A 13,898-nucleotide genomic window follows, 5' to 3' on the forward strand; every position below is an offset into this window, starting at 1 on the left:
TTCCTGTATACGAAATCGGTGTTTACGGTTGTGCGTTTACACCGTAAAAAACCTATTCTTGTACCATGGGCTTTAAGGTGCGTTATAACCATGTCGGGTATACTCCGGTTTCGCCGAAGGTGTTCTTGCTGGCGGCAGAACCTGCCTGTGTTCCGGGAAAGGGGTTTGCTCCTGCTTTTGAAGTGGTTTCGCAGTCCGGTTCGGTAGTGTATACGGCGGCGATGTCCGGCCAGAAGGTATGCGACTATACCGATGAATTTATCTGGAAAGGCGATTTTTCACCTGTTAGGGAGCCCGGGCGTTACAAGGTCCGTGTGACAGAAGGTGAGAAAGTCCTTTCGGAATCGCATTTATTTGAAGTATCGGAAGGCATTGCCCCTGAACTATTGCGCCTTACGCTCAAGTCGTTCTATTTCCAGCGCAGTGGCGTAGAATTGCCTGCCGATAAGGCCGGCAAGTGGGCGAGGCCGGCGGCTCACCTGGACGACTGCATCGAATTCCACCCGAGCATGAATCGCGAGGGCACATGGAATGCGCATGGCGGCTGGTATGATGCCGGTGACTATGGCAAGTATATCGTGAATGGCGGCGTCTCGCTTGCTACGCTCCTGCTGGCGGCTGAATTTACGGAAAAGAAGATGGCGGCGCCCGGTATTTGTTTCCCGGCGAACCGCTCGATGGACTTGCCCCTGTTCCGCAAGAACCTGCTTGACGAAATCCGGTTCGAACTGGAATTTTTCCTGCGTATGCAGGATACGGACGGAGGAGTGTTCTTCAAGGTTTCTCCAGCTCACTGGGATGGCTTCGTGACTCCGACGCAGTCCGATGAATCACAGAAACGCCAGATCTTGGGGAAGTCGACCACCTCGACATTGAATTTTGCCGGTGCGCTTGCTCAGGCACACCGCGTGTTTGAAAGTGTAGATTCTGCTTTTGCACAGCAGTGCCTTAGGGCGGCTATCCGGGCGTATGCCTGGGCGGTTGAAAATCCCGATGTCACCTACCCGCACAATACCGAAGGTAGCGGTGGCTATGGTGACGATCGTTACGATGATGAATTTTTCTGGGCTCGTGCCATGCTTTTCCGAGAAGTCTGTGACGGGGTGAAGTTTTGCACGGATTGCGAAAGGGGGTCCGACTGCAAGCTATCTCCTTCGTCTGGGAACCTGAGGGATTTGCTCCTTCGCGATATGGAAAAGTGCCCGCCATCGCTTGGGCTAGACTGGCGCGATACGCAGAACCTGGGCTGGATTGCCCTCGCATTGCAGTCGCGCGACCTCGATTTGCAGGTACGTGCCCGCAATACGTTGAAGGTCGTTGCCGACGAAATCGTACGCCTTGCCGGCGAGGATGCCTATGGCCTTGCTCTGCGCCGGTTTATCTGGGGCTCTAACGGCGATATTGCGAACCATGCGCTCACGCTATTTTTGGTGAATAGCTGGAGCCCTTCTTCTACTTATGTGGATTGCGCGAAGAGAATGCTCGATTTTATTTTTGGCAAGAACCCTGTGGAACGCTGCTTTGTGTCCGGAGCTGCCTGGAGTTCCCCGAAATTCCTGCATCACAGGATTTGCCATTCCGACGGTATCGACGAACCCATTCCGGGGCTTGTCGCGGGCGGAATCAATGCCGACCGCCAGGACATGCATCGTTTCCCGCATTATCCGGGCGCGCAGCCGGGATTCTCGTATACCGACGAGCGAGTATCTTTCGCAAGTAACGAGACCGCAATAAACTGGAACGCCCCTCTTGTGGCTGCACTCTATTTTTGTGTTTGCGAGTAACCCGCTCTATTCAACTTTTTCGGGCCACGGGTGCTTGGGGTAGCGCCCGCGCAGTTCCTTGCGCACTTCGGCGTAGGTGTTCTGCCAGAACCCGGTCAGGTCCCACGTCTTCTGGATGGTGCGGAAGTTCGGCGCGAGGATATCGTAACGCACCTTCAACTTGCCGTCGGCAATCTTGTGCTCGCCGCGCAACTGCATAAAATCTTCGATGCGGGCAGAAATCTCGACTAGTACGCCGTCAACGCTCTGTACGGATTTCCCGTCGTCGCTATTTGCTACGGCCTGGTAGCTGTAACGGGCGCGCTTGCCATTGGGGAGCACGTAGTGGTCGGGGAAGGTCTTGTTCAGCCAGGCGAGCATGGACTTGCCAAAAAAGTCCTCCACGATATTCCGGTAACGGTCTTCGTTGATGTCGCGGAGCAGGAACTTGCCGTCTGCAAAATCATCGAAGATGATTTGCATATCCTCGTCGTTGAATTCGGGAAGCCCGTATTCAGGGTAGAGCATTGCGGCAAGGCGCATCTTGGTAAGGAGTGTCTGCATCTGTTCGGTAAGGTAGCGCCCGCTCCAGTTTTCCTTCTCTATCTTTTCGCGCCATGCATCGACGCTTAACTTCTTCAGTTCTTCGAGAACCTTCGGGGCTGCCTCCTGCGTGAGGATTTCCTTGCGCGAAAGTTCAGTGACAGTGCCATCGGTGTTCTTGCTTTCGCGGATTTCTACGCCGATAAACCGTTCCTGCCCGCTGCGCCACAGCAGTTCGTAGCGGGTAGCGGCGTTTTCGCCAGCAAGCATTTCTTGCGCGATTGCGGCGTAGAGGTTCACCTTGAGTTCCGATTTCGTGGTGCCGGTACGCAGCATCGAGAGTGCGAGAATCGCATAGGGCGGTTCGGCGACTTGCAGGCGGATGACATTCTGGTTTGCAAGTTTATATGCGCTCCCGCTCGGGGTGGCGAGCCTGTCCGGGAATGCCTTGAGGAGCTGCTTGCAAACGAAAGTGCGAGCGACTTCGTTAGTCATCCCCGCGGAGGCGGGCGGACAGCACTTAGAGCTTTGCTCTTTAGTGCGCATGGCCACCAAGGTGGGGATCTCCTTTAGCCCATCGCGGTAATCCCGCAACTGCCGGAGGGTAAAGCTCACTTCGCGCGGGACATTGATGTTTTTCGAAAGCGTGTCGGCGGCGAGCGTCAGGATGTCGTAGGCGACCTTCGCCTTTTGCAAGAATTCCGTGCCGGAGTGGATCCATGCGAGCGCTGCGAGGAGCAGGTCGGGGAGGTCTTGCGGACCGTTTGCCGTGGCGAGGAGCAGCGCGAGCGGGATGCTTGAAACCGGAGTGCGGATGGCCTTGAGCCCGAGGGGCGTGATAGCTCCGTCCTGGAGCATCCCGAAACCTTCGAGAAGTTTTGTCGCCGCAATTTCACGCGTTTCCGGAATCGCTGTCGGCAGTTTAATGTCGCCCTGGAAGGAGTCCGCAGAACGACTGATAGGGTCCATGGATTCGTCACACCGTTGCTGCGTGGTCGCACCCACGTCATACCGCAGCCGCGAAGCGGCAAGTGTGTCCATGGCTTCCAACGCCGCCTTCTGCAGCAGCAGTTCCGACGGCTCTATCTGCAACACTTCCGGAACGATTCCCTGCGGCATGCGCTTTTCGGATTCTTCGCTCCAGAGGCGGATGGCGCAGCCGTTCTGTGTACGGCCGCTACGTCCGCTGCGCTGGATGGCGTTCTGCATCGAGATGGGCATCGTGCGCAACACGTTCACCTTCTCGCTGTCGTCGTAGAGGCTCACGCGCTCGATACCGCTGTCGACCACGCCTGTAACGTTCGGAACGGTAATCGAGGTTTCCGCGATGTTCGTGGTGAATATGACCCGCGGGCGTTCGGTGACTTCAAAGATGCGGTCTTGCGTTTCGCGGTCCTGCCCGCCGTAGAGTTCCAGGAACTCGGCGCAGTTAGCACCCAGCGCTTCGGAGGCGGCGCTGTGGCAGCGGGCGATTTCGGCCTTGCCAGGCAAGAACACGAGCGTCGTCTGCCAGATGTTGTTGCGGTAGAGCGTCTTTAGCGCCCGCACCACTTCGGCGTCAAGGCCCACGCCCGAAACGAGCGAGTTGCCTGTGGCGGGAGTCTGGTTGATAATTTGTACAGGGTACAGCGGGTGGCCGAGCTCAAGGCACTTGACGCCGAGAACCGTTTCGAGTTCGGAACGGCTCAGCGCCGCCGACATTACCGCAATGCGAGGCATTGTCATCCCCGGCGCCTGTTGCATTGTCATCCCCGGCTTGACCGGGGATCTCCCGTTAAAATACGCGAACAGCAAATCCATGTCGGCCTTGCGCTCGTGGTATTCATCGAATACAATCCAGTCGGCATCGCATTTGCCGTGCAAAAGTTCCTGCAGAAAGTTTCCGTATGTCTGGAACAGGATGCGCGTGCCGGCGCTCTTGCAGCTGTCTTGCCTGAACTGGTAACCGACGGTCTTGCCGCAGGGCTCGTTGTGGAGTTTTGCCGAGAATTGTGCGAGTGCAAGTGCTGCAATACGGCGGGGCTGCAATACGACAACGCGCCCCTTGCAGTGCTTGCTCAAAAAGTAGGGAATGAATAGCGACTTGCCCGACCCCGTGGGCGCCTCGATAAGCAGATTACTGGACTGCGCAATCGCAGTCTCCAGTTTGTCTTCTTCTTCCGCGAGGGCTAAATCACCGTAAGTCATTATATAGAACCGGGGAGTTGCGGGGTGTCCCCGCTAGAAGGGGTGGCGAGCAACAGCGCTAGCGCTGTGCGAGGCAGGGGAAGGCATTCCCCTACTACTACCTCGGGTACTTCAGTTTTTCGCCGGTAGCCACGTCCATGTAAGGCGGCTTGCCTTCGCGGAACTTCTGGTTGATGACCAGGTTCTCGATACGGCGGCGCAGGCCCTGTTCCGTCTTGCAGAAGAAGTATACGACCTTGTTGGTGCCCGGCACGAGGAACATGGCGAGCTTGTATTTCTGCTTCACGGCGCGGCGGAAGAACATCATGTCCTCTTTCTTGGGCATGACGATGTTGCTGCCTTCCTTGGTCTCGCAGATCATGTCGGCATCGGCGAGGAGAGCCTTGGACTTCTGCTTCAGGGCGGCAAAGTTCGGGTCCGTGTTCTTCTTGATGGTTTCAAGATTGAACGCGCCACCGCCTTCCTTGAGCGCCTTGCGCAGTCCGCGGAATGCGAAAACGGCTAAAACGATAACAACGACGGCAATGAGCCAGGGCCAGTAGTTTGCGAGAAAGTCTAACATAAACACCTCAATTTGACAGGGGTAAATATAGAATAATCCTCATTGTTTCGTGTTTTTCTATATTCTTGTTTCGTGTTAAAGTTTGTGAAAAGATGCGTATCGGTGGCTTTTTGGGGCATGCTCGGGCTTGCCTATGCTGCGCCTGCAGCGCCTGCGGAATGTCAGGACGGAGTCGCCGTTTCGTCCATCGATTTCGATGGTCTAAAGCATACGAACCCCCGCGTGGTGGAGCGTGAACTCCTGAACCGTTCAGGAGAGCCGTTCTCGCAAGAAAAGTTCGAGGCCGAAAAACGCCGCCTGCAGGACCTTGACCTGTTCACTGAGATTTCGGTTTCGTGCGAGGGTACAAAACTTACCTACCATTTCAAGGAAATCTTCCGCTGGATTCCCGCACCCGCGGGCAAGAAGACCGACCGCGACGGCCTGATGCTCGGGGCAGCGCTAGCGAACCTGAACGTGGCGGGCGAGGACATCCGTGTCGAGGTGCAGTACCGCACGACGATCGACCCCTTCTTCGACAAGCATGAATACGCCCTCTACGCAAGTTCGCCATACCTGTTCGGGCTTCCGCTTGGGTGGAACTTCGAGTTCCTCGTGACCGACAGCTACGACAACATCCGCAATTTCCAGGAACAAAGCATTTTGCTCGACCTGGATCTGGAATACAAGTTCCTGCCTCACTTGTCGCTGCTTGGGACTACCGCCTACCGTAGGCTGAAAGACTTTGCGAATCTTCCTGAAATAGGGCTTGGCTTTGCTTTCGATTATCGCGACAGCAAGCTCGATACGCGCGATGGCGTGTATTTCGAGTATATGCTCACGCATGTAGGGGCGGGCGAGGAATTTGTTGCATGTGGCGCCGATTACGAATCCGGCGGACCGGTCGAAACGGAATCCCGCTTTTGCTACAGGGATTTAGGCGAGAACTTCTGGGAACTCCTTACGGATGCCCGCGCATACAAGACTTTCGGACGCTTTGTAACGGGGGCTACCGCGTTGGTACGCCTGCGTCCGGGTGACGTGAAGTTCTACGATTACTACTACCATGGCGGTGCCAATACGTTTCGCGGGCACGACGCCGATTCGGGCTCTCTCGGGGTCCACGAGGTTCTGCTCACGCTCGAGGAACGCATTGTACTTATGGAAAGGCATGCCGCGAGCCTCTGGGGCATAAACTTCTTCTATGGGGTGCAGCTTGTGGCCGGCCTTGACGGGAGCCTGCTCTGGGACAAGGGCCACCCTGGCTGGGATAACTACGAGGGCGCCGTCTATGGCGGTATCCACCTCGTAATTCCTGCGCTCGACCGCATCCGCTTCGAGGTGGGGTACAGCCCTGACAGGGGCGAGCCGGTATTCTACTTCGGGCTGTTCGACAAGGTGACTTCGTCTAGATGGAGAAGTAGGTAAGACCGCTCGCTGAGACCGCTCCTCCTTGACTATTTGTTATAAAAAAGTTAAATTTACGTTAACGTATTGAAAAATAAAGACTTAGGCCAAAGGTGGCCTATCGGAGAATAAATGGCAATTAACTACCTGGATCTTCCTATCGGACGCAAGTATCCCTACGAAGTCGACTGCGTCGTGGAAATCGGCAAGGACACCAACCTCAAGTACGAGTACGATGAGCGCCTGCACGTGTTCCGCCTGGACCGCTGCCTGCTCAGTTCCATGAGCTACCCCTGCACCTATGGATTTATCCCAAGTACCAAGGCCGATGACGGCGATGCGCTCGACATGCTTATCTACAGTCCTGCCTCTATGATGACGGGTTCTGTCTGCACATGCCGCGTAATTGGGGCCCTTGACATGACTGACGGCGGCAAGAAGGACTATAAGGTCCTGGGTGTGCCTGTATTTAACCCGAGGCCCATCAAGGACATAGGCGATGTCGACCAGATGTTCCTCCGCATCACCAGGAATTTCTTCCAGAACTACAAGGAACTGGAGGGCAAGGACGTGCAAATTGGTGATTGGCAAGATGCGACGTTCGCTCGTGAGCGCGTGATTGCTGCGCACAGGGCTTACTTCCAGAACCAGGTGCAGGTGCCCGAGACGTTCTATCAGGAACCCGAGAGCGCAGAGCACCTGCCGGCCGAGGAACTCATCTAGCCTTTATCGGCGAAAAACTCTATTTTGTCGTAAATTTTTTCCAGCGTTGATCGATGCATGGAAAAAAGGTTATATTTACACCATAAACTTTTTTCTAAATCTTTTGTAATAAGGAGAAAGAATGAAACGTACCCTTCTTGCAGTCTTGGCTGCATCTCTTCTGCTTAGCTCTGGAGCATGGGCTGGCTTCTCTATTCACGTTGATAACAAGAAGACGGAACGTCGTAACGATCCTCCTCCTCCGCCTCCTCCTCCGCGTGAACGCCTGCAATGCCGCTTCGAAAAGCCGGATTGCCGCCCGCGCGACCGTCACTACCGTGTCGATTACCGCAACCGCCGTCCGATGGTCGAAGGCTATTGTGATCGTGGCGATGCCGAAGGCCGCTGGGATTACTACTGCAACGACGGCACCCGCTGGATGACAGTCGACTTCCGTCGCAACCGTCCGGGCCGTGTTGACTGCCTTGACCCGCGCCGTGGCCGTATGTTTGCCGCCCGCAACGTGCGTGAATGCGTCGATATCCACGACCGCTAGTCTAGTCTGAATATTTAAGACAAAATAAAAACCTTCCCCTGTTTGCGGGAAGGTTTTTTTGCATGGTTCGTTAGTGAACTGCTTCTGCCTTTATCCGGCAAAATTCTTCCCGAGAATCGCCGAGACATTCTTGAGAATGCCTTCGGCCACGTCGGGCTTGTTCATCGAGTAGACGTGTACGTTCGTGATGCCGTTGGCGTACAGGTCGATAATCTGGTCGCTTGCATAGATGATGCCCGCCTGTTTCATGGCGTCGGGGTCGCTGCCGAACTTGTCGACGAGCGACTTGAAGCGTTGTGGCATGAACGAGCCCGAAAGCTTGATGGCGCGTTCCACCTGATTCGCGTTGGTGATGGGCATGATGCCGGGGAGCACCGGGCACGAAACGCCCGCATCGCGCAGCTTGTAGAGGAAACTGAAGAAGAGGTTGTTGTCGAACACCATCTGAGTGGTGAGGAAGTCTGCGCCCGCGTCGACCTTCTCCTTGAGGTGCTTGATGTCTTCGGCCTGGTTTGGGCTTTCGGGATGCTTTTCGGGGTAGCAGGCCGCGCCGATACAGAAGTCCGAGTCGCTTTCCTTGAGTTCGCGGATGAGGTCAATGGCGTGCTTGTAGTCGCAGTTGTCGCGGCCGTTCTCGATCAGTTCGGGAGTGAGGTCGCCGCGCAGCGCCATCACGTTCTTGATGCCGGCAGCCTTCATGTCTTCGATGCGCTGGCGCACCGTGTCCTTGCTGCTCGAGACGCAGGTGAGGTGGGCGAGCATCGGGATGTTGAATTTTTGCTTGAGGTTTTTCGCGATTTCGAGAGTGTACTGGCTTACGCCACCACCAGCGCCATACGTGACACTCATAAACGCGGGGCCGAGAGCCGCAATCGATTCTGTAGCAGCCTTCACGCTGTCGAAGCTAGTCTCCTTCTTGGGCGGAAAAACTTCAAAGGATAGGCTCATCTTGTCTTGCTTTAGAATATCGACGATTTTCATGTCACCTCGTGTCTTGTCGTGGTCGGACCGGCCGGTTAGGTTTATGCAAATATTTTGATATATGCAAATATAATAAAATGTGGCGAGAGGAGGGGGACTTTTTACGTGAAAAAACAAAAAAAAGCCCCGGCTTGAAGCCGGGACCTTTACAATTGCGTGAGGCAGGATTACTGCTGCTTCTCGATTTCTTCATCGAGTTCGGCGTAGGCCTTGTTGGCGGCGGCACGGATCTTGTTGGCGACAGCGTCGTCATAGGTGCCGGCAGCCTGGAGGCTCTTGATGAGTTCTTCGACGAGGTTGGCGTCGAGAGTCATGATGCCGTAGATCTTGAAGTGGCCGTTTTCGTCGGTTTCAACCTGCACGTCGGTGAGGGTGGCGCCGCTCATGTGGGTGTTCACGACCGTCTTGGAGGTGCTCTGGAAGTGTTCGGCGACCTGGTCGTTCACGTCTTCCTTGAAGTTCTTGATGAGAGCCTTCGTCTGGGCGTCGATTTCCTTGGCGAGGTCAACACGTGCGTTCTGGTCGGCCTTTTCCATGGCAATCTGTTCGTCGGTAGAAACACCGATGCCCATACCGGCCGGGACATGGTCCTTCAGGTAGGCCTTCTTCTTCATCTGCATTTCAATGAGCTTGTTGGCGGCCTTTTCCTGCGGGGTCGAGCTACAGCCAATCATGAGGAAAGCTGCGACGAGAGCGACGATTAACTTCTTCATAAAAAACTCCTTGTTTTATTGTTTTCCCCTTGGGGGCTTATGTGAAGTCTGTATGCAAAAATATTTTAAACAAATGTCAAAGTCAAGTCAAAAAACAGGAAATCTTATTTTTTTGTGATTTAGAGCGCAAAACAGCGAATGAAATGCGTTTTTAGGGGTCAGAAGAACTTTCCGAGAGCGATAATCGCAGCTGTCCTTGCCCTGAGGCGCGTGTTCCCGAGATTAATGGAGGTGGATTTCCCTCGGCTGTAATTTTTTATGGATTCGATTTCCTTGGGCGAGAAACCGCCTTCCGGCCCGATGAGGAGTGTCGTGGGGCGTTCCAGTGGCGGGGCCTCTTTTTGCCCGTCGATATCGCAGAGGATAAGGTCGCCTTCGTATGAATCAAGCCACTTGCCGAATTCAATGGGGCCTTCTATGCGGGTAAGCCACGGCTTCCGGGATTGCTTGAGGCTCACCAGGCTCTTGAGTTCGGCGCGGCGCACGAGCTTGTGCAGGTCGGAGTTTTTCGGTTCCTGTGAAAAGTCCGTCCGCAAAAAATAGATGGTATCGATTTCTGTCTGCGCGGCATGGAAAACGACTTCTTCGAGGGCGTCGTCCTTGAGGCAGGCGATGGCGAGGCTCAGCAGGGGGCGCCTTGTGGATACCGTTTCGAACCTGTCGATGCGGACTATGCAGGCCTTCGGGTCTGCCTTTGTGATGGTCGCGTCGGCGAATCGGCCGTTTCCGTCGGAGAGCTGCAGTATGTCGCCCACGGTGGCGCGGCATACCCGGACGGCATGGCTGCTTTCGTTTTCGTCCAGGGATATTTCGCCCACATCGATTTGCGGGCAGTAAAAACGGCTGTCGGGTGTTCTCATGTGCTATAAAGTAGAAATTTTTCTACATTGGGGCACATGCAACACAAACCGGTAAAAGCCGTAGTTTTCGATTTGGATGGAACGCTGTACTTGAGCGGTCGCCCGTACCCGGGTGCCGTGGAAACGGTAAAGCGTGTCTCGAAGCAGGTGCCGGTCTATTACCTGAGCAACAACACGAGCAAGTCGCCTGTGTTTTACGAGAACCGCCTGAAGGTGATGGGGCTCCCGTTGCGCGACGATTCTATCATCTCGGCGTTGTACCTCGCACTCGATGCAATCCATGCGAAGGGCATAAAGAACGTGTTCTTTTTCGCTAACCCCGAGGTGTACGAGTGGTTTGCCGCGCAGGATCCGAGTTTGAACTTGAACCCCTCCGTAGAAAATACGGAACTTGTCTTGGTTGCCTATCACAATAGCTTTGATTACCGGGAACTATGCGAACTCAGTTTCCGCGTGCAGCGGGGAATCCCGTTCTGGGTGACGCATACCGATTTCGTTTGCCCCGATGCGAACGGGCCCGTGCCCGATATCGGGAGCTTCATGGCGCTACTCAAGACGGCGTACGGCGTTGAACCGGAACGTAGTTTCGGCAAGCCGAATCCGGCGATGCTTGCAAATGTGCTTTCGCAGTTCGAACCCGAAGAAGTCCTCTTTGTGGGCGACCGCCTCTACACGGATTTTGAACTCGCCAAACGTGCGGGCTGCCGCTTTGTGCTCCCGCTATGCGGCGAGACAAAGCGCGAAGATGTAAAAAAACTCGAGACCAAGCCCGAGTTTATCGTAGAAAGCGTCAAGGATATCGATTTCGATAGCTTCTTCGCCGGGAAGATTTAACTTGCCCCGTAGGGCAAGGGCATCCATTAAGACTTTTTACGCCTGATGGCGGCAAAGACTCCGAGTGCAATGAGGAGGATTGCCGCGAATACGCTCACCTTGATGCAGGCGTGTAGCGGCTTGCTGCGGTATTCCATGCGTACTTCGGACTTACCCTTCGGAATCTCTACGGCGCGGAGCGTGCCGAAAGCCTTGTAGACCTTCGCGGGGGCTCCGTTCACAGTCGCGTGCCAGTAGGGGTGGTAGTTGCCGGCGACGACCATGAAGCCAGCGCGGTCGCTTTTGACTTCGAACACCTGCGTGTCCATCTTGGGGCTTGCGACAAGCTTCGCATGACCGTTCGCAACTCCGCCTTCACCCGCATGTTCGGGCTTTTCCGAAAGGATGACGGTTTCGCGGTAGTAGAAGTTGTCGTCTACGGGTTCGACGGCGGGCTCGGCTGCAGCCTGTTCCGCGGCGGCCTCGTTTGCAGTGCTGTCTGCGGCTGCGGTTGTCGTCGAATCGCTTGATGCTGCCGTTGAATCCTCTGCGGCGGCAGGAGCGCTCTCTTCGGCCTTGGGCTTGCGGATGGCCGCCTTTTCGCGGAGAGTCCTGATGGCGCTAGCGTCGTCCATCGTCACGGACTGCCCGTAGATGTAGGCTTCGCCCATGGCCGTCGGGATAGGCATGAACGTCGTTCCCTGGCGGCTGTCGAAGATGATGGCGCCAATGTTCATCAGGTCGAGGAACGGATGGGCGGCATCGGGGTTGTTGATGTTCAGGAGGTAGTTTGCGTTCTGTTGGCCGCCGCGGAACTCGCGGTAGCTTGCAAGCTCGTTGTCGTGGAAACCGTCGGCGTTGCGCAGGTGGAACTGCGGGAAGGCATTCGCCCCGAGCGCCTTGTTGCGCGAAAGCGAAAGCACGCGCGGCGTATTGAGGGAATCCGCCTTGTACGGCGCCTTGAACGCGCTTACGACGGGGTTGTTCGGCTGCAGGTATTCGTTTGCAGGGACGTTCTGGATGAACGCTCCGTTGATGAAGAAGAGTTCCACTGCGGCGGCAACGGCAAGGATGCCTGCCTTGTAGGCGATGGAGCCATTCCAGCGGAAAATGAACAGCGAAAGCGCTACGATGACGAGGATAAGGATGAATCCGGGAATCACCGTGCCCGCGGTCGCATTCATGACAATTTCGTTGAGGGGCTTGAAGTACGGGCCGGCGACGGGGTCGGAGAGCAGGTCCTGCCCGCTCATGAGGAAGGCGCCGATGGCGGTAAACCCGAGTACGACGCAGGCTTCCACGATGCGGTTCGAACCGGGCAACTTGGCCTTGTAGGCATCCAGCAGGTTCGAAACCGTAAGTGCCTTGCCCTGGTCGTCGAGGTTCATCACGCCGATGCAGGCGATGCCGTACACGATGCAGGTGACAAGCCCGACGGGTCCGATGAACGTGGTCCAGTTGTAGCGAGCGATGACGACAAGTAGCAGGAGGATGGCGAACATCACGGCGCCGTGTGTAAGGGCGCGCATGTTGCGAGCGCGGTCGGCGGCTTCATCGGAAATGGCGCGGAGCACGGGGCCCGCCATCATCACGAGCAACAGTGGCAGCCAGAACAGAGCCATGCCCGGTGCGCGGAAGTTCTTGACGCCGGGGAGAATGGCGTACCAGAGCTTGAAGAGCGGGGAGTGTGCGCCCATGCCGTAACTGAGGGCGACAACGGTGCCCACGGCCCAGAACGTGGCCCAGCGGCGCTTGCCCGGCAAGAACAGGCAGAGGAACCCGAGGAAGGTGAGGAGTGCGCCTGCATTGTTGTGGTCGAGCTTAAAACTGTTGTGGCCCCAGTAGAACGGGCTTCCGGAAGATGCCATCTTGCGGTATTCGTCCATCGTGACGTTCACGAACGAACTGCCCACGAGGTCTCCCGTCTTTTCGTCTTGCTCGTACACGTCCACGCCGATAAATCCCGGCAGGAGCATCTGTGCAAGTTCTTCCTGGTGCAAGGACCAGCTGACGGCGTGCCCGTAGTTGGTGTGGTCGCCTTCGCCGCGCACGGACTGCGTTGTCGTGTACAGGTAAGGCGGTACCAGCTGGAAGCAGGCAAGTGCAAGCCCGAAGGCGAGGCCAGCGGCAGCGAGCCCGACGCGTTTGCCGCGGGTCTTGAATGTTTCGCAGTGGAAGGCTGCTTCGTACAGCGTGTAGAACCCGGCGCCCCACAGGAATAGGTATGTGAGCTGCAGATGGCTTCCGAGAATCATCCATGCGATGGAAAGCGCGAGTACAATCAGGTAGGGGAGGCTTCCGTTACGGACAACCTTGCGGATAGCGAGGAGGGCGAGCGGGGCGATGGCGAAAACCATCATCTTGCCGTCATGGCCGCCATAAATGTAGGTGAAGTATTCCGGCGAGAACGCGTAGAGGAACCCGAGGAGGGCGCCCCACCAGCGGTTGCCCGTAAGGTTCCAGGCGAGTAGCATCGCGCTCATGAAGGCGACCCATACGGTGAGCATGAACTTGAAGCCCACGGCGCGGGCCGGGTCCATCAGGAACTGAGTCCATACCAGCGGGTGGTAGGCGTCGGCGAACAATGCGTCAATCGTGGGCACGCCACCAAGGCGGCTGTCGTCCCATTCGGTCACGATGGCGTTCTCGGCACGCAGAATGCGGCTTCCGATGCCGTTCAGCTGGTCGCTGTTGAGCATCAGCTGTGAGTCGTCGAATGCGAACCCGCGGAAAACGATGAGGAGGATTGCAAAGAAAAGCGCGGCCATCGCCGCGAAGAAAACGGGCTTCTTGTTTAGAAAGTTCATGCTTGGAAATATAAAAATACCGCAG

General features: G+C 56.1%; 11 protein-coding genes. 5 read left to right on the top strand and 6 right to left on the bottom strand.

Annotated features, from left to right (window positions below):
• The first annotated feature begins 65 nt into the window (after positions 1-65).
• Positions 66-1,784: a glycoside hydrolase family 9 protein gene (locus tag B7994_RS03450; protein ID WP_088637062.1), complete on the top strand. Its 1,719-nt coding sequence runs from the start codon at positions 66-68 to the stop codon at positions 1,782-1,784.
• 6 nt (positions 1,785-1,790) lie between these two features.
• On the opposite strand, the gene B7994_RS03455 is transcribed toward B7994_RS03450, so the two are convergent.
• Together B7994_RS03455 and B7994_RS03460 are read right to left on the bottom strand one after the other, a co-directional pair.
• A complete protein-coding gene (locus B7994_RS03455; protein WP_088637063.1) occupies positions 1,791-4,493 on the bottom strand; it encodes an ATP-dependent helicase C-terminal domain-containing protein in 2,703 nt (900 codons plus the stop codon).
• Between the two features lie 97 nt (positions 4,494-4,590).
• Positions 4,591-5,055: a hypothetical protein gene (locus tag B7994_RS03460; RefSeq protein ID WP_088637064.1), complete on the bottom strand. Its 465-nt coding sequence runs from the start codon at positions 5,053-5,055 to the stop codon at positions 4,591-4,593.
• Positions 5,056-5,172: 117 nt separating this feature from the next.
• On the opposite strand from B7994_RS03460, the gene B7994_RS03465 reads away from it, so the two are divergent.
• The 3 genes from B7994_RS03465 to B7994_RS03475 all read left to right on the top strand — a co-directional run bounded on the left by B7994_RS03465 (position 5,173) and on the right by B7994_RS03475 (position 7,699).
• On the top strand, positions 5,173-6,462 hold the full coding sequence (locus B7994_RS03465; RefSeq protein WP_088637065.1) for a POTRA domain-containing protein: 1,290 nt from the start codon (positions 5,173-5,175) through the stop codon (positions 6,460-6,462).
• A 111-nt stretch (positions 6,463-6,573) separates the two neighbouring features.
• On the top strand, positions 6,574-7,164 hold the full coding sequence (locus tag B7994_RS03470) for an inorganic diphosphatase (protein ID WP_088637066.1): 591 nt from the start codon (positions 6,574-6,576) through the stop codon (positions 7,162-7,164).
• Between the two features lie 121 nt (positions 7,165-7,285).
• Entirely contained in the window at positions 7,286-7,699 is a 414-nt protein-coding gene (locus B7994_RS03475; protein WP_088637067.1) for a hypothetical protein, read from the top strand.
• Positions 7,700-7,789: 90 nt separating this feature from the next.
• Here the strand turns inward: B7994_RS03475 and metF are convergent, their stop codons facing one another.
• The 3 genes from metF to B7994_RS03490 all read right to left on the bottom strand — a co-directional run bounded on the left by metF (position 7,790) and on the right by B7994_RS03490 (position 10,253).
• Positions 7,790-8,680, bottom strand: a complete 891-nt coding sequence (metF, locus tag B7994_RS03480; protein WP_088637068.1) for a methylenetetrahydrofolate reductase [NAD(P)H] — start codon at positions 8,678-8,680, stop codon at positions 7,790-7,792.
• A 167-nt stretch (positions 8,681-8,847) separates the two neighbouring features.
• Complete coding sequence (locus B7994_RS03485; RefSeq protein WP_088637069.1) at positions 8,848-9,393, bottom strand: LPP20 family lipoprotein; 546 nt, start codon at positions 9,391-9,393, stop codon at positions 8,848-8,850.
• 158 nt (positions 9,394-9,551) lie between these two features.
• Positions 9,552-10,253 (bottom strand): 16S rRNA (uracil(1498)-N(3))-methyltransferase, encoded by a 702-nt coding sequence (locus B7994_RS03490; RefSeq protein WP_088637070.1) that lies wholly within the window; start codon positions 10,251-10,253, stop codon positions 9,552-9,554.
• A 36-nt stretch (positions 10,254-10,289) separates the two neighbouring features.
• Between B7994_RS03490 and B7994_RS03495 the strand changes: the two genes are divergently transcribed.
• The gene (locus tag B7994_RS03495) at positions 10,290-11,087 is read left to right on the top strand and encodes an HAD-IIA family hydrolase (RefSeq protein ID WP_088637071.1); all 798 of its coding nucleotides are present in this window, start codon (positions 10,290-10,292) and stop codon (positions 11,085-11,087) included.
• Between the two features lie 26 nt (positions 11,088-11,113).
• On the opposite strand, the gene B7994_RS03500 is transcribed toward B7994_RS03495, so the two are convergent.
• Complete coding sequence (locus B7994_RS03500) at positions 11,114-13,873, bottom strand: YfhO family protein (RefSeq protein ID WP_233142984.1); 2,760 nt, start codon at positions 13,871-13,873, stop codon at positions 11,114-11,116.
• Between the last annotated feature and the right edge of the window lie 25 nt (positions 13,874-13,898).

This window comes from Fibrobacter sp. UWR2, assembly GCF_002210285.1.
Taxonomy (GTDB): domain Bacteria; phylum Fibrobacterota; class Fibrobacteria; order Fibrobacterales; family Fibrobacteraceae; genus Fibrobacter.